At 72.2% G+C, this 20,798-nt stretch carries 18 protein-coding genes; 10 read left to right on the top strand and 8 right to left on the bottom strand.

Features of this window, described 5'->3' with window-relative positions; genetic code table 11:
• Window positions 1–45: 45 nt before the first annotated feature.
• The 5 genes from ACIO92_RS26985 to ACIO92_RS26965 are packed head-to-tail and all read right to left on the bottom strand — an operon-like array spanning window position 46 to window position 4,477.
• The gene (locus tag ACIO92_RS26985; RefSeq protein WP_366444027.1) at window positions 46–708 is read right to left on the bottom strand and encodes a response regulator transcription factor; all 663 of its coding nucleotides are present in this window, start codon (window positions 706–708) and stop codon (window positions 46–48) included.
• Between the two features lie 56 nt (window positions 709–764).
• On the bottom strand, window positions 765–1,955 hold the full coding sequence (locus ACIO92_RS26980) for a histidine kinase (RefSeq protein ID WP_366443961.1): 1,191 nt from the start codon (window positions 1,953–1,955) through the stop codon (window positions 765–767).
• A complete protein-coding gene (locus ACIO92_RS26975; RefSeq protein WP_366443962.1) occupies window positions 1,955–2,740 on the bottom strand; it encodes an SAM-dependent methyltransferase in 786 nt (261 codons plus the stop codon). Before ACIO92_RS26975 ends, ACIO92_RS26980 begins: the two co-directional genes overlap by 1 nt.
• The gene (locus tag ACIO92_RS26970) at window positions 2,737–3,426 is read right to left on the bottom strand and encodes a glycerophosphodiester phosphodiesterase (protein ID WP_402283491.1); all 690 of its coding nucleotides are present in this window, start codon (window positions 3,424–3,426) and stop codon (window positions 2,737–2,739) included. The genes ACIO92_RS26975 and ACIO92_RS26970 overlap by 4 nt, the downstream gene beginning before the upstream one ends.
• Window positions 3,427–3,445: 19 nt before the next feature.
• Window positions 3,446–4,477: an adenosine deaminase gene (locus ACIO92_RS26965; protein ID WP_402283489.1), complete on the bottom strand. Its 1,032-nt coding sequence runs from the start codon at window positions 4,475–4,477 to the stop codon at window positions 3,446–3,448.
• Window positions 4,478–4,552: 75 nt separating this feature from the next.
• On the opposite strand from ACIO92_RS26965, the gene ACIO92_RS26960 reads away from it, so the two are divergent.
• On the top strand, window positions 4,553–5,239 hold the full coding sequence (locus tag ACIO92_RS26960) for a DUF4190 domain-containing protein (RefSeq protein WP_402283487.1): 687 nt from the start codon (window positions 4,553–4,555) through the stop codon (window positions 5,237–5,239).
• A gap of 74 nt (window positions 5,240–5,313) precedes the next feature.
• Here ACIO92_RS26960 and ACIO92_RS26955 read toward each other — a convergent pair whose 3' ends face one another.
• Entirely contained in the window at window positions 5,314–5,862 is a 549-nt protein-coding gene (locus ACIO92_RS26955; protein ID WP_366443966.1) for an NADAR family protein, read from the bottom strand.
• A gap of 175 nt (window positions 5,863–6,037) precedes the next feature.
• Here ACIO92_RS26955 and ACIO92_RS26950 point away from each other — a divergent pair, with 175 nt between their 5' ends.
• The 8 genes from ACIO92_RS26950 to ACIO92_RS26915 all read left to right on the top strand — a co-directional run bounded on the left by ACIO92_RS26950 (window position 6,038) and on the right by ACIO92_RS26915 (window position 15,932).
• Window positions 6,038–7,552, top strand: a complete 1,515-nt coding sequence (locus ACIO92_RS26950) for a gamma-aminobutyraldehyde dehydrogenase (RefSeq protein WP_402060213.1) — start codon at window positions 6,038–6,040, stop codon at window positions 7,550–7,552.
• 51 nt (window positions 7,553–7,603) lie between these two features.
• Window positions 7,604–8,851: a spermidine/putrescine ABC transporter substrate-binding protein gene (locus ACIO92_RS26945; protein WP_366443968.1), complete on the top strand. Its 1,248-nt coding sequence runs from the start codon at window positions 7,604–7,606 to the stop codon at window positions 8,849–8,851.
• 43 nt (window positions 8,852–8,894) lie between these two features.
• Window positions 8,895–10,043 (top strand): ABC transporter ATP-binding protein, encoded by a 1,149-nt coding sequence (locus ACIO92_RS26940; RefSeq protein WP_401241392.1) that lies wholly within the window; start codon window positions 8,895–8,897, stop codon window positions 10,041–10,043.
• Window positions 10,040–10,972, top strand: coding sequence for an ABC transporter permease (locus ACIO92_RS26935; protein ID WP_366443970.1), 933 nt, complete (start codon window positions 10,040–10,042; stop codon window positions 10,970–10,972). Before ACIO92_RS26940 ends, ACIO92_RS26935 begins: the two co-directional genes overlap by 4 nt.
• The gene (locus ACIO92_RS26930; RefSeq protein WP_366443971.1) at window positions 10,972–11,766 is read left to right on the top strand and encodes an ABC transporter permease; all 795 of its coding nucleotides are present in this window, start codon (window positions 10,972–10,974) and stop codon (window positions 11,764–11,766) included. Before ACIO92_RS26935 ends, ACIO92_RS26930 begins: the two co-directional genes overlap by 1 nt.
• 38 nt (window positions 11,767–11,804) lie before the next feature.
• A complete protein-coding gene (locus tag ACIO92_RS26925; protein WP_366443972.1) occupies window positions 11,805–13,223 on the top strand; it encodes an FAD-dependent oxidoreductase in 1,419 nt (472 codons plus the stop codon).
• Window positions 13,224–13,336: 113 nt separating this feature from the next.
• Window positions 13,337–13,807, top strand: a complete 471-nt coding sequence (locus ACIO92_RS26920) for a hypothetical protein (RefSeq protein WP_366443973.1) — start codon at window positions 13,337–13,339, stop codon at window positions 13,805–13,807.
• 325 nt (window positions 13,808–14,132) lie between these two features.
• A complete protein-coding gene (locus ACIO92_RS26915; protein ID WP_366443974.1) occupies window positions 14,133–15,932 on the top strand; it encodes a glycoside hydrolase family 18 protein in 1,800 nt (599 codons plus the stop codon).
• On the opposite strand, the gene ACIO92_RS26910 is transcribed toward ACIO92_RS26915, so the two are convergent.
• Both ACIO92_RS26910 and gabT read right to left on the bottom strand, forming a co-directional pair.
• Window positions 15,883–16,632, bottom strand: coding sequence for a phosphatase PAP2 family protein (locus tag ACIO92_RS26910; RefSeq protein WP_366443975.1), 750 nt, complete (start codon window positions 16,630–16,632; stop codon window positions 15,883–15,885). The genes ACIO92_RS26915 and ACIO92_RS26910 overlap by 50 nt on opposite strands.
• A 99-nt stretch (window positions 16,633–16,731) precedes the next feature.
• The gene (gene gabT / locus ACIO92_RS26905) at window positions 16,732–18,066 is read right to left on the bottom strand and encodes a 4-aminobutyrate--2-oxoglutarate transaminase (RefSeq protein ID WP_401241401.1); all 1,335 of its coding nucleotides are present in this window, start codon (window positions 18,064–18,066) and stop codon (window positions 16,732–16,734) included.
• Window positions 18,067–18,308: 242 nt separating this feature from the next.
• Between gabT and ACIO92_RS26900 the strand changes: the two genes are divergently transcribed.
• A complete protein-coding gene (locus tag ACIO92_RS26900) occupies window positions 18,309–20,798 on the top strand; it encodes an ATP/GTP-binding protein (RefSeq protein ID WP_402060218.1) in 2,490 nt (829 codons plus the stop codon).

Here is a 20,798-nt window from a genome sequence, read left to right as displayed (position 1 = left end):
CCGGCGGCCCCGCGCGGATCGCCCGCACCGGCGGTCTTCCGGGGGTCAGTTCCTCCCCCGCCCGGGGGAGTACCCCGGGGCCCGGCCTCCCCCGGGCGGGGGAGAGCCCGCCGCGACGAGCCCCGTCTCGTACGCGCAGATCACCGCCTGGACCCGGTCCCGCAGCCCCAGCTTGGCCAGGACGTTGCCCACGTGCGTCTTCACCGTGTGGTCGCTGACCACCAGCTCCGCCGCGATCTCCGCGTTCGACAGCCCGCGCGCGAGCAGCAGCAGCGTCTCCCGCTCCCGGCCCGTGAGCACGTCGAGCCGGGGGTCCGGGCCCGTCCCGCGCGGCCCGGCCCCCGGCCCCCGGGTGTACTGCTCCACCAGCCGCCGGGCCACCGACGGCGCGAGCAGCGACTCGCCCGCCGCCACCACCCGTACCGCGTGCACCAGGTCGTCCCGCCGCACGTCCTTCAGGAGGAAGCCGGACGCGCCCGCGTGCAGCGCCTCGTACACGTACGCGTCGGTGTCGAAGGTCGTCAGGATCACCGTCCGGCAGCGGGACCCGGCCGCGATGGTCCGGCACGCCTCGATCCCGTCGGTCCCCGGCATCCGGATGTCCAGGAGGGCCACGTCGGGCGCGTGCCGCCGCACCGCCTCGACCGCCGCGGCCCCGTCGCCCGCCTCCGCGACCACCTCGATGTCCGGCTGCGCGTCCAGGATCATCGCGAAACCGCTGCGGACCAGCTCCTGGTCGTCCGCCACCACCACCCGGACCGTCCTCACGCCCCCACCTCCGCCGTGGACGGCACGGGCAGCACCACCCGCACCTCGAACCCCCTGCCGTCCGGCCCGGGGCCGGTCTCCGCCGTCCCGCCCTGCGCGGCGGCCCGCTCCCCGACCCCGGTGAGACCGTGCCCGGGACCGCCCCGACGGGGCCGCGCCCGGCCCGCCCCCGGGCCCCGCCCGTCGTCGGCGACCGTGACCCGCAGGACACCGTCCGCGTGGACCAGCCGCACCTCGGCCCGGCGCGCCCCGGAGTGCCGGACCACATTGGTCAGCGCCTCCTGCACGATCCGGTACACCTGGGCGCCGGTCGACGCGGGCAGCGCCCGCACCCCGCCCGCCGTCTCGTACGTCACGGCGAGCCCGCCCGCCCGGACCCGGTCCAGCAGCTCGGGGATGCCGTCGAGGCCGGGCTGCGGAGCGCGCGGGGCCGCGTCGCCCCCGGCCTCCCCGGTGCCGTCCCGCAGCAGCCCCAGCATCTGCCGCAGCTGGACCATCGCCTCCCGGCCGGTCTCCGAGATCGCGTCGAAGGCCGCCTCCGCGCGCTCCGGCGCGGTCCGCACCGCCACCGGACCGGCCTCCGCCTGGACCACCATCAGGCTCACCGCGTGCGACAGGATGTCGTGCATCTCCCGCGCGATCCTGGCCCGTTCGCGCGCGGCGGCCCGCTCGGCCTCGACCCGGTGGGCGCGCTGCCGGGCGTCCTGGAGCCGCCCGAAGACATGGGCCGCGCCGAACACGAAGAGGGAGAAGGCCAGTTCACGGGCCGACCGGGTGTTGAGCCACACCGACACCGGCACCGCGAGGAGCAGCAGGACCGCGGTCAGGAGCCGCTGCCACGGCGGGGAGAGCAGCGCGACGGTGTAGACCGCGACGAGTCCGGTGTACGGCAGCGGCTGCCCCGGCCCGTCGAGCGCCAGCTCGTACGACGCGCTCGCCGCGAGCACCGCGAGGAGCACCGGGAGCGGTGCGCGGCGCCGCAGCACCAGCGGCAGCGCGGTGAGCGTCGTCAGTCCGTACGCGCCCCAGGTCGCCGGCGGGAGCTCGGGCGCGCGCGGCACCACGAACGGCATCGTCAGGGCCGCCTGGACCAGCAGCGCGATCCCCAGGTCCACCGCCCAGGGGTTCGCCGAGCCCCAGGCGCGCAGCCGCTCCCGGCGGACGCGCGCCTCCCCCCGTACGTCCATTACGGCTTGCGGCCCACCGCGCCGAACTGGGCCACCACGGGCGCCCCCGCGGAATCGTTCCGCCACCGCGAGCAGGAGACGATGCCCGGCTCCAGGAGGTCGAGGCCCTCGAAGAAGGAGGTGAACTCGGCGCGGCTGCGGGCGGTGATCGGCGGGGTCGCGTTCTCGTTCCAGAAGGCCATCGCGGCCTCGTTGCCCTCGCCGCCGAGCTCCGGCTCCAGGGTGGGGTGGGTCAGGACGAGGAGGCTGCCGGAGGGGACGGCGTCCATCAGCGTCCGGACGATCGACCGCGCCTCGTCGGTGTCCAGGACGAAGTTGAGGATGCCGAGCATCATCACCGCGACCGGCCGGGAGAAGTCGAGGGTCTTCCCCGCCGCCGCGACGATCTCGCGGGGGTCGTGCGCGTCGGCGTCCACGTATTCGGTGACGCCCTCCGGCGCGCTGGTCAGGAGCGCGCGGGCGTGGGTCAGGACGATCGGGTCGTTGTCGACGTAGACGATCCGGGCGTCGGGCGCCGAACGCTGGGCGACCTCATGGGTGTTGTCGGCGGTCGGCAGGCCCGTACCGATGTCGAGGAACTGGCGCACGCCCTCCTCGGCGGCCAGGTACGTCACCACCCGGCCGAGGAACGCCCGGTCCGCGCGGGCCACTTCGCCGATGCTGGGGTAGAAACCGGTGACCTGCTCGCCGACCGCGCGGTCCACCGGGTAGTTGTCCTTGCCCCCCAGCCAGTAGTTCCACACCCGGGCGTTGTGGGCGATGTCGGTCCTGATGCGGTCTTTCATGCGCGAGCCTTTCGCAGGACGTCGGTCAGCGCGTCGACGCGGTTCGTGGTGACCGAGTCGACCCCCTTCATGATCAGCTTACGCATGGTGCGCCGGGTGTCGGCGGTCCAGACCGAGACCAGCAGACCGTCCCGGTGGAGCCGGTCGGTCAGCTCTTCGCTCACCAGGCCGAAGCGGTAGTTGAGCCAGCGCGGCCGGACCGCGTCCAGCAGCGCCCGCCGGGGCGGGACGAGCGAGTTCCACGTCAGGGCGATCTCGGCGGCGGGATCGGCGGCCCGCACCTGGAGCATGGCGACGGCCCCGGCGCAGTAGTAGACGCGCTCCCCGGCGCCGCACTCGCGGACCGTTCCGACGATCGTCCGCACCGAGTTCTCGTCGCCGCCCGGCAGGTCCAGCATCAGCCGCTTGTCCCCGGCGGTGAGCAGGGCCTCGCGCAGGGTCGGGACGCCCCCTCGGGTCAGCTCGGCGAGCTGCGCGCGGGTGAGGTCGGCGAGTCGCCGCTCATGGCCCCAGAGCCGTTCCAGGGTGTCGTCGTGGAGGAGGACGGGCACCCCGTCCTTCGTCAGCCGGACATCGATCTCGACGGCGTCCGCCCCCCGCTCGACCGCCGAGGAGATCGAACGGAGGGTGTTCTCACGGACGTGGTACGGGTCGCCGCGGTGGCCTACGGCAGTGACAGGGCGCATGACCCCATTCTCACCGCCGTCAGCGCGCCAGCCACCCGTCGGTGTAGGCGTCGATCTCGGCGGCGATCAGGGCCTTGCCCGGGGCGTCGAGGAAGGAGGCCTCGACCGCGTTCTTGGCGAGGGCGGCGACTTCGCGCTCGTCGAGGCCGAGGAGCCGGGCGGCGACCGCGTACTCGTTGTTGAGGTCGGTGCCGAACATCGGCGGGTCGTCGCTGTTGACCGTGACCAGGACGCCCGCCTCGACCATCCGCCGGATCGGGTGCTCGTCCAGGGTGGCGACCGCCCGGGTGGCGATGTTGGAGGTCGGGCAGACCTCCAGGGCGATCCGGTGCTCGGCCAGGTGGGCGAGGAGCGCCGGGTCCTGGACGGAGGTGGTGCCGTGCCCGATGCGTTCCGCGCCCAGGTCGCGGATCGCGTCCCAGACCGTCTGCGGCCCCGTGGTCTCGCCCGCGTGCGGGACGGAGCGCAGTCCGGCGGCCCGCGCACGGTCGAAGTACGGCTTGAACTGCGGACGCGGCACCCCGATCTCCGGGCCGCCGAGACCGAAGGAGACCAGGCCCTCCGGGCGCAGCGCGTCCGTGGTGGCGAGCCGCGCGGTCTCCTCGGCCGAGACGAGCCCGGCCTCGCCGGGGATGTCGAAGCACCAGCGCAGGATCGTGCCGAACTCGGCCTCGGCGGCCTTGCGGGCGTCCTCGATGGCCGCCATGAAGGCGCGCTCGTCGATGCCCCGGCTGGTGGAGGAGTACGGGGTGACGGTCAGCTCGGCGTACCGGATGTTCTGCCGGGCCATGTCACGGGCGACCTCGAAGGTCAGCAGCCGGACGTCCTCGGGGGTGCGGACCAGGTCGACGACGGACAGGTAGACGTCGATGAAGTGGGCGAAGTCGGTGAAGGTGAAGTAGTCGGCCAGCGCCTCCGGGTCCGTGGGGACCTTCGAGTCGGGGTGCCGGGCGGCGAGCTCGGCGACGATCCGGGGCGAGGCGGAGCCGACGTGGTGCACGTGCAGCTCGGCCTTGGGGAGGCCCGCGATGAACGGACGGAGATCGGTCATCGGATCATCGTAGGCCGGTCGGATCCCCCGCAGGGGTGAGGCCTTAGCATGGCGGGACCATGATGGGGGAGGCCCATGTCTGACAACCAAGACCAGTCGCGGGGCGGATTCGACCCGGCGGACCCGTGGGCTCCGCCGAACCGTGACGGGGTGGAACTGAGCAAGGCGGCGACGCCCCCGCCGGTCCACGACCAGCAGACCGTCACGTCCGTACCGGTCACCCCGGAGCCCGGGGCGGCCGTGCCGCCGCCACCGGTGGCGCCCGGCGGCCCGGCGGCCGCGCCCGGCACGTACGGCTATCCGGCGGCGGGCTCCGCCGGCGGCTACGGCTACCCGACGGCCGCGAGCCCGGCGGCCTCCGGCTACGGCTACCCCGGCTACCCGGACGCCTCGTCGCCGTACGGCGGCGGCTACCCCGGCCAGCCCGGCTGGCAGCAGCAGCCGTCCAACGGCATGGGCACGGCCTCGATGGTGCTCGGCATCATCGCCGTGGCCGGTTTCTGTCTGTACGGCCTGGGCGTGGTCCTCGGCGTCCTGGCGCTGATCTTCGGCGTCATCGGCCTGAAGAAGGCCGGCCGGGGCGAGGCGACCAACCGGGGCATGGCCATCGCGGGCATCGTGCTCGGCGCCATCGGCACCCTGGTCAGCGCGGTCTTCCTGGCGTTCATCGTCTGGGCGGTCGTCCAGGAACCGGGCACCTTCGAGGAGTCCGGCAGCGGCGACCCCTACGCCTCGGTCCTGCAGATCGAGCGGGGCGACTGACCGACAGCCGAGCCCGAAGGCCCGGGGCCCCGCACCTGCTCAGGTGCGGGGCCCCGGGCCGTACCGGCGGGGAATCACTCCGTCCGCAGCCGCTCCCGCGCCTCCATCAGGGCGAAGCCCAGCAGGTTGAGGCCCCGCCAGCGGGCCGGGTCGGTGGCGCGGGGGTCGTCGGCTGCCAGCCCGATGCCCCAGACGCGGTCCACCGGGCTGGCCTCCACCAGGACACGGGCGCCGGTCCCGAGGAGATAGGCGCGCAGCCCCTCGTCCGAGGAGAACTTGTGGACGCTGCCCTCGACGACGATCCCGAGGCGCTCCCGCTCCCACACGGCCTCGTCGAAGCCCCGGACCAGCCGCCCCGCGACCTTGGCCTCGGCGGGCGTACGGGCGGCCAGCGCGGCCCGCTCGGCGTCGGCGTCCCCGAAGAGCCGGGCCTTGGCCGCCATCATCCAGTGCTCGGCGGTCGCGTAGGACACGCCGTCCGTCACGAAGGGTGCGGGCCACCACTGGCTGAGACAGCTCGCCGAAAGGCGACCGTCCGGATGCGGACGGTGACCCCAGAAGTGCAGCCACTTCACCCGCTCACCCCTGCTGACCTGCTGTGTCAGTGTCTCGATACCGCTCATGCACGCGAGTGTGGCATTCACCACGGACAATACGTACGGAGATTTTCCGGCCGCCTCGACACATGGTCGACCGATTCCGTCGCGTAACCAAAAGGCAACAACGGAATCACTTGTTGACCCCCTTTCGTCATGTCAGGATCGGCACTCAATTCGAGCTGGGACAACGGAGAGCGTCATGGGCAACCGCTTCCAGGTGACGGGCCGCTTCGCGGACGGCGCACAGTACATCGGCGGGCGGCTCCGTGCCGGAACCTCCGGTCAGCGGCACAGCGTGGTCGACCCAGCGACGGGGGAGAGCGTCCACACGTACGAGCTGGCCTCCACCGCCGACGTCGACGCCGCCGTCGCCGCCGCCAAGGCGGCCTTCCCGGGCTGGTCGGGCGCCACCCCCGGAGAGCGTTCCGACGCCCTCCACCGCTTCGCCGCCGTGCTCGCCGAACGGGCCGACGACATCGCCCGCGTGGAGTCCCTCCAGTGCGGCAAGCCCCTCAAGCTGACCACCGAGTTCGACGTACCGGGCACCGTCGACAACACCGCCTTCTTCGCGGGGGCCGCCCGCCACCTCCAGGGCCAGTCGGCCGCCGAGTACAGCGGCGACCACACCTCGTACGTCCGGCGCGAGGCGATCGGCGTCATCGGCTCCATCGCCCCCTGGAACTACCCGCTCCAGATGGCCGCCTGGAAGATCCTCCCGGCCATCGCCGCGGGCAACACGATCGTCCTGAAGCCCGCCGAGCTGACCCCGCTGACCTCCCTGATGTTCGCGCAGGCGGCCACCGACGCGGGCATCCCCGACGGAGTCGTCAACGTCGTCAGCGGCGCCGGGCGGACCGTCGGCGAACACCTCGTCGGCCACCCCGACGTCGTCATGACCTCCTTCACCGGCTCCACCCCCGTCGGCAAGCGCGTCGCCGAGATCGCCACCGCGACCGTCAAGCGCCTCCACCTCGAACTCGGCGGCAAGGCACCCTTCGTCGTCTTCGACGACGCCGACCTGGAGGCCGCCGCGCACGGCGCCGTCGCCGCCTCCCTCATCAACAGCGGCCAGGACTGCACCGCCGCCACCCGCGCCTACGTCCAGCGCCCGCTGTTCGACGCCTTCGTCGCCCGGGTCGCCGAACTGATGGAGACCGTCCGCCTCGGCGACCCCTTCGACCCGGCCACCGACCTCGGCCCGCTCGTCAGCCACCGGCACCGCGACGCCGTCGCGGGCTTCGTGGAGCGCGCCCGCGGCTACGCCACCGTCGTCACCGGCGGCGAGATCCCCGGCGGCGACCTGAAGGACGGCGCGTACTACCGGCCGACCCTGATCACCGGAGCCCCGCAGGACAGCGAGGTCGTGCAGTCGGAGATCTTCGGACCCGTCCTGGTGGCCCTGCCCTTCGACAGCGACGACGAGGGCATCCGGCTCGCCAACGACACCCCCTACGGCCTGGCCGCCTCCGCCTGGAGCCGGGACGTCTACCGCGCCCACCGCGCCACCCGGGAGATCAAGGCCGGCTGCGTCTGGGTCAACGACCACATCCCGATCATCAGCGAGATGCCGCACGGCGGCAGCAAGGCATCGGGCTACGGCAAGGACATGTCGGTGTACTCCTTCGAGGAGTACACACAGGTCAAGCACGTGATGTTCGACAACACTGCGGTGGCGGCCAAGGACTGGCACCGCACGATCTTCGGGGACCGATAGCAGCCCGTCGCCGGACCAGCGGCGCACCAACCTCCCGAAAGGGCACAGCGCATGGAGCAGTACGAGCCCGACGGCCTGTCGGCCGCGCAGACGGCCGCGATACGCCGCAGCCTGACGAGCGGCCGGAGCGCCCTCAGCCGCCGTTCGGTGCTGCGCGCCGGAGGCGTCGGGGCGCTCACCCTCGGCGGTCTCGCCGGGCTGAGCGCCTGCGGCATCCCGCCGGCCAAGCGGGAGGGCCAGGGGCCCGCGTCCACCGACGTGTCGGCCAAGGAGAGGACCGTCGCCTTCTCCAACTGGACCGAGTACATGGACATCGGCGAGGACGGCAAGTCCCGCCCCACCCTGGAGGCGTTCCGCGAGCGCACCGGGATCGCGGTCAAGTACACCGAGGACATCAACGACAACGTCGAGTTCTTCGGCAAGATCAAGCCGCAGCTCGCCGCCGGACAGGAGACCGGCCGCGACCTGATCTGCGTCACCGACTGGCTCGCCGCCCGCATGATCCGGCTCGGCTGGGTCCAGAAGCTCGACCCGGCGAACCTCCCCAACGCCTACGCCAACCTCTCCGCCCAGTTCCGCCGCCCCGACTGGGACCCGGGCCGCTCCTACTCGTACCCCTGGACCGGCATCTCCACCGTCATCGCCTACAACGTGAAGGCGACCGGCGGCAGGAAGGTCGACTCGGTCACCCAGCTCCTGGACGACCCCGCCCTCAAGGGCCGCGTCGGCTTCCTCACCGAGATGCGCGACACCGTCGGCATGGCCCTGCTCGACCTCGGCAAGGACCCCGGGAAGTTCACCGACGCCGACTTCGACGCGGCCGTCGGACGCCTCCAGAAGGGCGTCGACACCAAGCAGATCCGCCGCTTCCACGGCAACGACTACACCTCGGACCTCAGCAAGGGCGACCTCGCCGCCTGTCTCGCCTGGGCCGGTGACGTCATCCAGCTCCAGGCCGACAACCCGGACATCCGGTACGCCATCCCGTCCGCCGGATACATCACCTCCACCGACAACCTGCTCGTCCCCGCGCAGTCCCGGCACAAGACGAACGCCGAGAAGCTCATCGACTACTACTACGAGCTTCCCGTCGCCGCCCAGCTCGCCGCGTACATCAACTACGTGTGCCCCGTCGACGGGGTCAAGGACGAGCTGGCCAGGATCGACCCCGAGCTCGCGGACAACACGCTGATCCTCCCGGACAAGGCCATGGCCAAGAAGTCGCGCTCCTTCCGCTCGCTCAGCAGCGCGGAGGAGACGGCGTACGAGGAGAAGTTCGCCAAGCTCATCGGCGCCTGAGGCCACGTCGTCCACCTCTCTCACTCCCCTGGGACCGCAACCCATGACTGACAAGAACACCGGCGGCGACGTCCGTCTCACCGGGATCAGCAAGTCCTACGGCTCCTTCACCGCCGTCCACCCGCTGGACCTGACCGTCCCGCAGGGCTCCTTCTTCGCCCTCCTCGGCGCCTCCGGCTGCGGCAAGACCACCACGCTCCGCATGATCGCCGGACTGGAGGACCCCAGCACCGGCACCGTCTTCCTCGGCGACCGGGACGTCACCGACCTCCCCCCGTACAAGCGGCCGGTCAACACCGTCTTCCAGTCCTACGCGCTCTTCCCGCACATGGACATCACCGAGAACATCGCCTTCGGACTGCGCCGGCGCGGCATCAAGTCCGTGAAGAAGCAGGTCGACGACATGCTGGAACTCGTCCAGCTCGGCGACAAGGCCCGCCACAAGCCGCACCAGCTCTCCGGCGGCCAGCAGCAGCGCGTCGCGGTGGCCCGCGCCCTCATCAACCACCCCCAGGTCCTCCTCCTCGACGAGCCGCTCGGCGCCCTCGACCTCAAGCTGCGCCGCCAGATGCAGCTGGAGCTCAAGCGCATCCAGACCGAGGTCGGCATCACCTTCGTGCACGTCACCCACGACCAGGAGGAGGCCATGACCATGGCCGACCAGGTCGCGGTGATGAACGGCGGCCGCGTCGAGCAGCTCGGCGCCCCCGCCGACCTCTACGAGAACCCGCGGACCACCTTCGTCGCCAACTTCCTCGGCACCTCCAACCTCATCGAGGCCGAGGTCCTGGAGACCGGCGCCGACCTCCTCGTCACGGCGGGCGGCAGCAGGCTCCGGGTCCCCGGCGACCGCTGTACGACCGCCGTCCGCCAGGGCGGCAAGGTGCTCGTGGGCGTCCGCCCCGAGAAGATCTCGCTGACCCACGCCGACGACGCGGCCACCGTCGCCGACGGCCGCAACCGGGTCACCGGCCGGATCGCCGACTCCTCCTTCATCGGCGTCTCCACCCAGTACGTGGTGGACGGCCCCGCGGGCGGCGGCCTCCAGGTCTACGAGCAGAACATCGAGCGCGACACCCGGCTGCGCCCCGGCGCCGAGGTCGTCCTGCACTGGAACCCGGCGCACACCTTCGGGCTCGACGCGGCCCAGGCCATCGACGCGGGCGTGGAGACGGTGGAGGACGCCGGATGAGCGCGACCACCCTCGCCGAGGAGACGGCGGACCCGGCGACGGAACCGGTTCCGCGCAAGCCCTCCACCCGCAAGCGGCTCGTCCCGTACTGGCTGCTGGTGCCCGGCATCCTCTGGCTGCTCGTCTTCTTCGCGCTGCCGCTGGTCTACCAGGCCTCGACCTCGGTCCAGACCGGCTCCCTGGAGCAGGGCTTCCAGGTCACCTGGCACTTCCCGACCTACTGGGACGCCTTCCGGGAGTACTGGCCGCAGTTCGTCCGTTCCCTGCTGTACGCGGGCACCGCGACCCTGCTCTGTCTGCTGCTGGGCTACCCGCTCGCGTATCTGATCGCCTTCAAGGCCGGACGCTGGCGCAATCTGCTCCTGGTCCTCGTCATCGCGCCCTTCTTCACCAGCTTCCTCATCCGGACGCTGGCCTGGAAGACGATCCTGGCCGACGACAGCCTGGTGGTCGACGTCCTGAACGCGCTGCACGTCCTCGACGTGACCAGCTGGCTCGGCTGGACCGAGGGCAGCCGGGTGCTCGCCACCCCGATGGCCGTCGTCTGCGGCCTCACGTACAACTTCCTGCCCTTCATGATCCTGCCCCTCTACACCTCCCTGGAGCGGATCGACGGCCGGCTGCACGAGGCCGCGCGGGACCTGTACGCCTCCCCGGCGACCACCTTCCGCAAGGTGACCTTCCCGCTGTCGATGCCCGGCGTCGTCTCCGGCACCCTGCTCACCTTCATCCCGGCGGCCGGTGACTACGTCAACGCGGAACTGCTCGGCTCCACCGACACCAAGATGATCGGAAACGTCATCCAGTCGCAGTTCCTGCGGGTCCTCGACTACCCGACGGCCGCCGCGCTCTCCTTCATCCTCATGGCGATCGTGCTGGTCATGGTCACCGTCTACATCCGCCGTGCGGGAACGGAGGACCTGGTCTGATGCGCTGGATACGACGCAACCTCGTCGTGATCGCGGGCCTGCTCACGCTCGCGTACATGATCCTGCCGAACCTCGTGGTGATGGCGTTCTCCTTCAACCGGCCGAAGGGCCGCTTCAACTACTCCTGGCAGGAGTTCTCGCTCGACGCCTGGAAGGACCCCTGCGGCGTCGCCGACATGTGCGAGTCGCTCTCCCTGTCGCTCCAGATCGCCGCCTGGGCCACCCTCGGCGCGGTCGTCCTCGGCACGATGATCGCCTTCGCCCTGGTCCGCTACCGCTTCCGGGCGCGCGGCGCGATCAGCTCCCTGATCTTCCTGCCGATGGCGATGCCCGAGGTCGTGATGGCCGCCTCGATGCTCACGCTCTTCCTCAACATGGGCATCCAGCTGGGCTTCTGGACGATCCTCATCGCCCACATCACCTTCTGCCTGTCGTTCGTCGTGACGGCGGTCAAGGCCCGGGTCATGTCCATGGACCCGCGCCTCGAAGAAGCCGCGGGCGACCTCTACGCGAGCCCCGCGCAGACCTTCCTCCGGGTGACCCTGCCGATCGCGGCCCCCGGCATCGCCGCCGGCGGCCTGCTCGCCTTCGCCCTCTCGTTCGACGACTTCATCATCACCAACTTCAACGCGGGCTCCACCGTGACCTTCCCCATGTTCGTCTGGGGCTCGGCGCAGCGCGGAACCCCCGTTCAGATCAACGTCATCGGCACCGGGATGTTCGTTCTCGCGGTACTGATGGTGGTGGCCGGACAGATCATCACGAACCGGCGCAAGAAAACAGCAACGGCCTGAGCGAAGAAGCAGCTCAGGCACTGAAGGAGTTGGAAACCATGGCCCCAGTCGCCATGCGTCTCGCCGCCCAATCTCTCTCCGACGCCCAGCCCGTCCCCTTCTGGCTGGAAGACCCGGGCAAGCCCGCCGCCCTGCCCGCCCTCACCGGCACCGAGAAGTGCGACCTCCTCGTGGTCGGCGGCGGCTACAGCGGCCTGTGGACCGCGCTCCTCGCCAAGGAGCGCGAGCCCTCCCGGGACGTGGTGCTGATCGAGGGGCGCGAGGTGGGCTGGGCCGCCTCGGGCCGCAACGGGGGCTTCTGCGCGGCCTCCCTCACCCACGGCTTCGGCAACGGACTCGCCCGCTGGCCGGGCGAGCTGCCCCGGCTGGAGCGGCTCGGCGAGCGCAACCTCGACGGCATCGAGGAGGCGGTCGCCCGCTACTCCCTGGACTGCGACTTCGAGCGCACCGGCGAGATCGACGTCGCCACCGAGCCGTACCAGGTCGACGAGCTGCACGAGATGTACGAGGAGATCGAGCGGCTCGGTCTCGCCGACGGTCTCGAACTCCTCGACCGGGACGCGGTGCGCGCGGAGGTCGACTCGCCGACCTTCCTGGGCGGTCTCTGGGACCGGCGGGGCGTCGCCATGCTGAACCCGGCCAAGCTGGCCTGGGGCCTCAAGCGGGCGTGCCTCGACCTCGGCGTGCGGATCTTCGAGAACACTCCGGGCCTGGATCTGCTCTCCGTCGGTGCGGGCATGGGCGTGCGCACCCCGTACGGCCGGGTCGTCGCCCGGAAGGTCGCCCTCGGCACCAACGTCTTCCCGTCGCTGGTCAAGCGCGTCCGCCCGTACACCGTCCCGGTCTACGACTACGCGCTGATGACCGAGCCGCTCAGCTCCGAGCAGCTGGCCTCGATCGGCTGGAAGAACCGGCAGGGACTCGGCGACTCCGCCAATCAGTTCCACTACTTCCGGATCACCGCCGACCAGCGCATCCTGTGGGGCGGCTACGACGCGATCTACCCCTTCGGCGGGAAGCTCAGCGCCGAGATGGACCACCGCCCCGAGACGTACCTCAAGCTCGCCGAGCACTTCTTCCGCTGCTTCCCGCAGCTGGAGGGGCTGCGTTTCAGCCATGCCTGGGGCGGTGCGATCGACACCTGCTCCCGCTTCTCCGCCTTCTTCGGTACGGCGTACAAGGGCAGGGTGGCGTACGCGGCGGGCTTCACCGGTCTCGGGGTCGGCGCGACCCGCTTCGGCGGGGACGTGATGCTGGACCTGCTCGCGGGGGAGCGGACCGAGCGCACGGAGCTGGAGATGGTCCGCTCCAAGCCGCTGCCGTTCCCGCCCGAGCCGATCGCCTGGGCGGGCATCGGGATCACCAAGTGGTCCCTGGCGCGCGCCGACGAGCACGGCGGGAAGCGCAACCTGTGGCTGAAGGCCATGGACCGGGTGGGCCTCGGTTTCGACAGCTGAGTACCCATGTGATCCACATCACAACTGATGAGTAGCTGAAGTCGCGTAAGAGAAGCCCCCGCGCCCGCTCTCTCCGTACGGACACCGTGTCCACGCGGAAGGAGATCGTTGCGATGACTGGTACGGGGGCCTCGGGCACCAAGAGCGCGGTGGAATGGCTGGCATCGGTCGCACCCGACCCCGACGCCTGCCGGTGGGAGTGGGAGCGCAACCCGCACGGGGTCGCGCTGCTGCCCGCCGGCAGGCGCTGGGACGTCCTGATCCTGCCGGGGGAGCTCGGCCGCCCCACGCTCGACGTGCTGACACGTCTGGTGGGCAGCCCGGGGCCGGTCCTCGCGGACTTCGGCGACGCCCGGACGGGCTTCTTCGTGCCGCCCGGCACCGTCGGCCGCTGGCTCGGCACCGGAGTGCGCGGCGCGGGCACCGGCACCTGGATCGTGGTGCCGTACCCCGGGCGCGCGACCGGCGGGGTCCACTGGCTGGTACCGCCGGACGGCACCGGCACCCTCACCGACGCCACCCTCCTGGAGATGGCGATGCACGAGGCCGCGGGGCGGCTCGGGCGGCCGGGGCGTGACGCCTAGGGCGTGCTTGAAAGGAGTGCCGTCCGCCCGGAGGGCAGGCCTGGCGGCGTCCGGTGCGTGCGATCGCGAGGCGGGGGGTCGCCCCGATGCCGGTCGTACCGGGGCGATCCCGACAACGCGGCGAGCGTGCGCGCCAGGCAGGCGGGACTTTCGAAACACGGCCTGGACCGCCCCTTCCGGGCCTGGCCGGGCGAGTGGTCCGTACGGTGTGCGGACCACTCCGTCCGCCGTGCGGACGCCGGGGACAGAGGTCTTGACCACTTGATTGGTCTGGACCATGCTGTGGCGGGCTCGCACCTCGATTCCCCCCCACCCGGAGGCAGTTGTGGACCGCGCCAGACCCCTGACCCTGCTCCTCGCGGGCGTCCTCGCCGCCGGCGGACTCGCCGCGCTCACCCCCACCGCCCAGGCGGCCGACTCCGAACTCGCCCGCAACGGCGGCTTCGAGGCCGGACTCGACGGCTGGAACTGCTCGGCGGGCAGCGGCGCCGTCGTCGCCACCCCCACCCACGGCGGTACGAAGGCGCTCCAGGCCACCCCCGCGGGCAGCGACAACGCCCGCTGCTCACAGACCGTCACCGTCAAGCCCGGCTCGACGTACACGCTCAGCGGCTGGGTCCGCGGCAGCTACGTCTACCTCGGTGCCACCGGCACCGGCACCACCGACGTCTCCACCTGGACGAGCTCCGCCCCCAACTGGCAGAAGCTCAGCACCACCTTCACCACCGGCGCCGCCACCACCTCGGTCACCATCTACACCCACGGCTGGTACGGCACCCCCGCCTACCAGGCCGACGACCTCTCCCTGTACGGCCCCGGCGGCGACCCGGTCACGATCCCCACCGCCCCCACCGGACTCGCGGCGGGCAGCCCGACCTCCACCACCGTCCCGCTCACCTGGGCCGCCGTCTCCGGCGCCACCTCGTACCACGTCTACCAGGGCGCCACCAAGGTCCAGACGGTCACCGGCACCTCCACCACCGTCAGCGGACTCACCGCCTCCACCCCGTACACCTTCCAGGTCACCGCAGCGAACAGCGCGGGCGAGTCCCCGAAGTCCGCCACCGTGAACGCCACCACGACGAGCGGCGGCGGAGGCGGGACCGAACTGCCCGCGCACGCCCTCGTCGGCTACCTCCACGCCAGCTTCGCCAACGGCTCCGGCTACACCCGGATGGCCGACGTCCCCGCCTCCTGGGACGTCATCAACCTCGCCTTCGGCGAACCGACCTCGGTGACCTCCGGCGACATCCGCTTCAAGCTCTGCCCGGTCGCGGAGTGCCCCACCGTCGAGTCCGAGGCCGACTTCAAGGCCGCGATCAGGGCCAAGCAGCTCGCGGGCAAGAAGGTCCTCATCTCCATCGGCGGCCAGAACGGACAGGTCCAGCTCTCCACCACCGCCGCCCGCGACACCTTCGTCAGCTCCGTCTCGAAGATCATCGACGACTACGGGCTCGACGGCCTCGACATCGACTTCGAGGGCCACTCCCTGTCGCTCCAGACCGGCGACACCGACTTCCGCAACCCGACCAGCCCGGTCGTCGTCAACCTGATCCAGGCCGTCAAGACCCTCAAGGCCAAGTACGGCCCGAAGTTCGTCCTCACCATGGCCCCGGAGACCTTCTTCGTCCAGCTCGGCTACCAGTTCTACGGCTCCGGCCCCTGGGGCGGCCAGGACCCGCGCGCCGGTGCCTACCTGCCGGTCATCCACGCCCTGCGCGACGACCTGACCCTGCTCCACGTCCAGGACTACAACTCGGGCCCCATCATGGGCCTGGACAACCAGTACCACTCCATGGGCGGCGCGGACTTCCACATCGCGATGACCGACATGCTCCTCACCGGCTTCCCCGTCGCGGGCAACGCCGACCGCTTCTTCCCCGCCCTCCGAGCCGACCAGATCGCCATCGGCCTCCCCGCCTCCACCCAGGCGGGCAACGGCCACACCACCCCGGCCGAGGTCAACAAGGCCCTCGACTGCCTCACCAAGAAGACCAACTGCGGCTCCTACCAGACCCACGGCACCTGGCCCGCCCTGCGCGGCCTGATGACCTGGTCGATCAACTGGGACCGCTTCAACCAGTGGCAGTTCTCGAACAACTTCGACGCGTACAACTGGAGCTGACCCCCAGGACCAGCAGGCTCAGACAGAGACTGGCCAGCACGTCCAGCGGCCAGTGGTAGCCGCGCAGCACCAGACCGGTCCCCGTCACCGCCGTCAGTACGGCGGCGACGGGGACCAGCCGGTTCGAGACCAGGAAGGCCGCACCGAAATAGGCCACCGCGGCCGTCGCCGTATGACCGGAGGGGTAGTAGCCCTGCGCCCACGGCTCCAGCGGGCCGGGCCGGGCCGTCCACTCCTTCAGCGGGATCACCAGAAGAGGCACCGCGGCCATCGCGAGCCCCGCGTACAGGGCGGCGGCCCGGCGCCCGCGCCACACCGCGTACGCCATCGCGCAGCCGAGGACGGGCAGGGCCACGGTCATGTTCCCGAGGTCGGAGGCGAGCTCGGAGAGGGGCCGGGGGACCGTGTCCACCAGGGCCCGGGAAGCCCGCTCGTCGAGCCCGGCCAACGGGCCGTGGACGAGCACCTGCCAGGTCATGAGGGCGAGGGCGACGAGCGCCGAGAAGAGAGCCGGCCGCCCTGGAACAGGGGGGGTGGTTCCAGGACGGCCGTGAGGATCGGGCCGCCGCACGCCCCGGGGGGTGTGGGGCGGGCGGCCATCCGATCGGTGAGGAGTTCCGGGACCCGAAGTCCCGGTGGTGTGCGTGACCGCACGGTGTGGGCGGGGCTGGGGAGGCTCCGCCCGGGGTGTTTCTCTCATCTGCGGAAACCGTACGGCAGAGAAGAGGGGACCGACAGCGGGAAACGCATCCCGCCATCGGCCCCCCACAGAGTCTTCACACGGACCGACGGTACGCGATCAGATCCCGGCGAACGCGTTCTCGATGATGTCGAGACCCTCGTTCAGCAGGTCCTCGCCGATCACCAGCGGCGGCAGGAAACGCAGCACGTTGCCGTAGGTGCCGCAGGTCAGGACCAGGAGGCCCTCCGCGTGGCAGGCCTTCGCCAGAGCGGCGGCGGCCTCCGCGTACGGCTCCTTGGTCGCCGGGTCCTTCACCAGCTCGATGGCGATCATCGCGCCACGGCCACGGATGTCACCGATGGCCGGGAACTTCTCCCGCATCGCCGTGAGACGGGCCTTCATGACCTCCTCGATGCGCCGGGCCCGCGCGTTGAGGTCCAGCTCCCGCATCGTCTCGATGGAGCCCAGCGCGGCGGCGCAGGCCACCGGGTTGCCGCCGTAGGTGCCGCCGAGACCGCCGCCGTGGACGGAGTCCATGATCTCGGCGCGGCCCGTCACGGCGGCCAGCGGCAGACCGCCCGCGATGCCCTTGGCGGTGGTGATCAGGTCCGGGACGATGCCCTCGTCCTCACACGCGAACCACTGACCGGTGCGGCAGAAGCCCGACTGGATCTCGTCGGCGACGAAGACGATCCCGTTGTCGTTGGCGAACTTCACGATCGCGGGCAGGAAGCCCTTGGCCGGCTCGATGAAGCCGCCCTCGCCGAGCAGCGGCTCGATGATGATCGCGGCGACGTTGTCCGCGCCGATCTGCTTGCTGATCTGGTCGATCGCCTGGGCGGCGGCCTCGGGGCCGCAGTTCTCGGCACCCGTCGGCCAGCGGTAGCCGTACGCCACCGGCACCCGGTAGACCTCGGGCGCGAACGGACCGAAGCCCTGCTTGTACGGCATGTTCTTCGACGTCAGCGCCATCGTCAGGTTCGTCCGGCCGTGGTAGCCGTGGTCGAAGACGACGACGGCCTGGCGCTTGGTGTACGAACGGGCGATCTTGACCGCGTTCTCGACCGCCTCGGCGCCGGAGTTGAACAGCGCGGACTTCTTCGCGTGGTCGCCCGGGGTCAGCTCGGCCAGCGCCTCGCAGACCTCCACGTAGCCCTCGTACGGCGTCACCATGAAGCAGGTGTGCGTGAAGTCCTGGAGCTGCGCGGCGGCGCGGCGCACCACGGCCTCGGCGGAGGCGCCGACCGAGGTCACGGCGATGCCCGAGCCGAAGTCGATCAGACGGTTGCCGTCGACGTCCTCGATGATGCCCCCGCCCGCCCGCTTCGTGAACACGGGGAGCGTGGAGCCGACGCCACCGGCGACCGTGTCGAGACGGCGGGCCTGAAGCTCCTGCGACTTCGGACCGGGGATGGCGGTGACGACGCGCCGCTCCTGCGGGACAGCGTTCATGCGGGGCTCCTGGGATGTTCTGGACGCACGTGCGGGTTCCTCCGCAGGCTAGGCGCGGGAGACGGCCCGGGGCATGTACCGATCGGGAGTGGTGGGAGGTGTGTCGTTGTCCGGGATGGACATGACGGTTCCGCTTCCGCCCTCGCCGCACGGGCCCCCGAAACCCCTCCGGGAAGCCCCGCGCCCACTAGATTGACGAAGGCACAGACGCGGCGACCTGGCTGGTCAGGGGGCAGGGGTAGATGGAGACCGACGGCACGTACGAGTCACGCGACACGAAGGGGGGCGGGGTGCCGCGACCCGGGGGGCCGCCCGGAGGCCCCCCGCGGGACGGACGGACCCCGGCCCGCCCCGCGCCCCGCGCCGGAGCGCCCGCGGACCCCCCGGCGTCCGGTACGGTGCCCGCCCCCGCGCCGCCCGTCACCCCGCCCCGCCCCGCCCGCGCCCCGGCCGCACCGCCGAGGCCCCCCCGGGCACCCGGCGCCCGCCCGCCCGCCGCCGACTGGCTGGACGCCCCGCGCCCCGAGGCGGGCCTCGGCATCTGGCGCTTCCGGCACGTCCCGCCGCCGCCCGCCGCCGCCCGGCGGCTCTCCCCCGTCACCGTCGTCGGGATGCTCGTCCCGGTCGCCGTCGGACTGCTCATCTGGTCGGCCTTCCGCCGCGGCACCCTCCCCTACATGTGGGCCGTGCTCAAGACCCTCACCCCCGGCGACTGGTGGTACTCCCTCGGCACCACCCCGCGCGACTGGCACGGATACGCGGCCCACGAGGTCTTCGGCGGAGCCGTCTTCGTCGGACTCGTCTGCGCCGTCGCCGTGGTCGGCTCCTGGGGCGGCATCGTCCGCTTCTACCTCGACCGGTTCAGCCCGCCCGTCCGCGCGGCCGTCGCCGCCGGCGGAGCCCTGATCACCCTGGCGTTCGTCTGGCCCGAGTTCTTCGGCCTCGGCTGGGACCCGCTGCCCGTCGTCACCCCGGTGCTCTCCCTCGCCGCCCTCGTCGCGGGCGGCTACGACGCCCTCAGCTCCCCCTTCCTCGTCTATCCGCTCTACGCGGCCGTCACCGCGCTCGTCGTCCGGCCCTTCGCCCGCGTCGGCGCCTGGCTCCCCCTCCTCCGCGCCCGCCGCGCCGCCGCCCCGCCCACGGCCCCCGCCCCCGCGCCGGACACGGCCCGCTCCCGATGGCCGGAACTGCGCGAGGCGGGCGCCCACCGCGCCGCCGACCTGCTCGCCGGAGAACTCCTCACCGGACGCATGAACGACGTCGACTGCGTCCGCGTCCAGCGCCTCTGGCGCGAAGCGGGCCGGGACCCCGCCCGCCGCGCCGCCGTCACCGACACGCTCCTCAAGGAGGGCGCCGCCGCCGCCGCGCACCCCTCCGGCGCCCGCGACCTGCACGGCCGCCGCGCCACCCACGACCTGCTCCTCGGCCAGGTCCGCGTCGGCCGGTACGCACCCGCCGAGCGGACCCCGGCCGCCTACCACGGCGCCGGGCTCGCCCTCGACCCCGGTCTCCTCGGCACCTCCCTCCTCGCCGTCGGCCCCTCCGGCGCGGGCAAGACCCGGCACCTCGTCGCGCCCGTCGTCGAGACCCTGACCCTCCAGGCCCTCACCGGCGCCTGCTCCGTCGTCGCCGTCGGCCCGGCCGCCGCCCCGCTCGGCCCCGACGAGGCGTACGACGTCGTCGTCCGCCTCGGCGACCCCGCCTCCCGCTACGACCTGGACCTGTACGCCGGGGCCACCGACCCGGACGAGGCCGCCGCCTTCCTCGCCGAGGGACTCGTCGGGGACATGGAGGGCGTCGAGACCCGGCGCGCCGCCACCGTCCTCGCCCAGCTCATCGGCCCCTACCGGGCCGCGTACGGAGGCTTCCCGACCGTCCCGGTCCTCCGCGAACTGCTCGAATCCCGCCCCGAGAACCTCCGGGCCCTGCTCGACCTCCTCCCGGAGGACGGACACCCGGCCATGCGCCGCGAACTGGACTCCCGCATCCGCCAGGTCGGCACCGCCACCGACGTCGGCCCCCTGCTCGCCGACCGGCTCGCCGCCCTCGACCGGCCGGTCTTCGCCGCCTTCTTCGGCGGCGGACGCGACACCCGGCCCTTCTCGCTGCGGGCCGTCGCCCAGCACCCCATGCGGGTCAGGATCGCCCTCCCCGAGGGCGGCCACGAGGAGGCCGCACGGCTGCTCAACCGGCTGCTGCTCGCCCAGTTCCAGTCCGTCACCCGCGACCGGCCCGGCCGGGGCCACTTCGCCTGCCTGGTCCTCGACGACGCGGCCGGGGCCCTGACCGCCGGGACCGTCCGGGGCCTCCAGCGGCTCCGCCCGCAGAACGCGGGCGTGGTCCTGGCCCTCCGCACCCTCGCGGAGGTCCCCGAACCGCTGCACGGCCCGCTGCTCGCGGGCGTCGGCTGCCGGATGGCCTTCGCCGGGCTGCCCACCTGGGACGGCCGGGCCTTCGCCGAGGCCTGGGGCACCGAACGGGTGGAGACCACCGAGACCGCCCACCACACCGTCTTCGCCGACCAGCCGATGACCCGCGCCTTCCACGCCCTGCGCAAACTCGTCACCGGCAAGGCCGTCACCACCGAGGCCGTCACCGTGCGGGAGGTGGAGCGGCAGCGGTGGTCGGCGTCCGACCTCGCGCACGCCGTCCCGCCCGGCCACGCCGTCCTGTCGCTCACCCACGTACGCGGGGAGCACACCCCGCCGCTGCTCGTGGAGCTGAAGGACTGA

Source organism: Streptomyces sp. NPDC087215 (genome assembly GCF_044744885.1).
Classification (GTDB): domain Bacteria; phylum Actinomycetota; class Actinomycetes; order Streptomycetales; family Streptomycetaceae; genus Streptomyces.
The sequence above is the reverse complement of the archived record's forward strand: the minus strand, read 5'-3'. Positions and strand labels throughout refer to the sequence as shown.

Coding starts and splice junctions, on each gene's coding strand:
- ACIO92_RS26985 (WP_366444027.1), bottom strand. CDS start 708: ATGATCCTGGACGCGCAGCCGGACATCGAGGTGGTCGCGGAGGCGGGC.
- ACIO92_RS26980 (WP_366443961.1), bottom strand. CDS start 1,955: ATGGACGTACGGGGGGAGGCGCGCGTCCGCCGGGAGCGGCTGCGCGCC.
- ACIO92_RS26975 (WP_366443962.1), bottom strand. CDS start 2,740: ATGAAAGACCGCATCAGGACCGACATCGCCCACAACGCCCGGGTGTGG.
- ACIO92_RS26970 (WP_402283491.1), bottom strand. CDS start 3,426: ATGCGCCCTGTCACTGCCGTAGGCCACCGCGGCGACCCGTACCACGTC.
- ACIO92_RS26965 (WP_402283489.1), bottom strand. CDS start 4,477: ATGACCGATCTCCGTCCGTTCATCGCGGGCCTCCCCAAGGCCGAGCTG.
- ACIO92_RS26960 (WP_402283487.1), top strand. CDS start 4,553: ATGTCTGACAACCAAGACCAGTCGCGGGGCGGATTCGACCCGGCGGAC.
- ACIO92_RS26955 (WP_366443966.1), bottom strand. CDS start 5,862: ATGAGCGGTATCGAGACACTGACACAGCAGGTCAGCAGGGGTGAGCGG.
- ACIO92_RS26950 (WP_402060213.1), top strand. CDS start 6,038: ATGGGCAACCGCTTCCAGGTGACGGGCCGCTTCGCGGACGGCGCACAG.
- ACIO92_RS26945 (WP_366443968.1), top strand. CDS start 7,604: ATGGAGCAGTACGAGCCCGACGGCCTGTCGGCCGCGCAGACGGCCGCG.
- ACIO92_RS26940 (WP_401241392.1), top strand. CDS start 8,895: ATGACTGACAAGAACACCGGCGGCGACGTCCGTCTCACCGGGATCAGC.
- ACIO92_RS26935 (WP_366443970.1), top strand. CDS start 10,040: ATGAGCGCGACCACCCTCGCCGAGGAGACGGCGGACCCGGCGACGGAA.
- ACIO92_RS26930 (WP_366443971.1), top strand. CDS start 10,972: ATGCGCTGGATACGACGCAACCTCGTCGTGATCGCGGGCCTGCTCACG.
- ACIO92_RS26925 (WP_366443972.1), top strand. CDS start 11,805: ATGGCCCCAGTCGCCATGCGTCTCGCCGCCCAATCTCTCTCCGACGCC.
- ACIO92_RS26920 (WP_366443973.1), top strand. CDS start 13,337: ATGACTGGTACGGGGGCCTCGGGCACCAAGAGCGCGGTGGAATGGCTG.
- ACIO92_RS26910 (WP_366443975.1), bottom strand. CDS start 16,632: ATGAGAGAAACACCCCGGGCGGAGCCTCCCCAGCCCCGCCCACACCGT.
- gabT (WP_401241401.1), bottom strand. CDS start 18,066: ATGAACGCTGTCCCGCAGGAGCGGCGCGTCGTCACCGCCATCCCCGGT.
- ACIO92_RS26900 (WP_402060218.1), top strand. CDS start 18,309: ATGGAGACCGACGGCACGTACGAGTCACGCGACACGAAGGGGGGCGGG.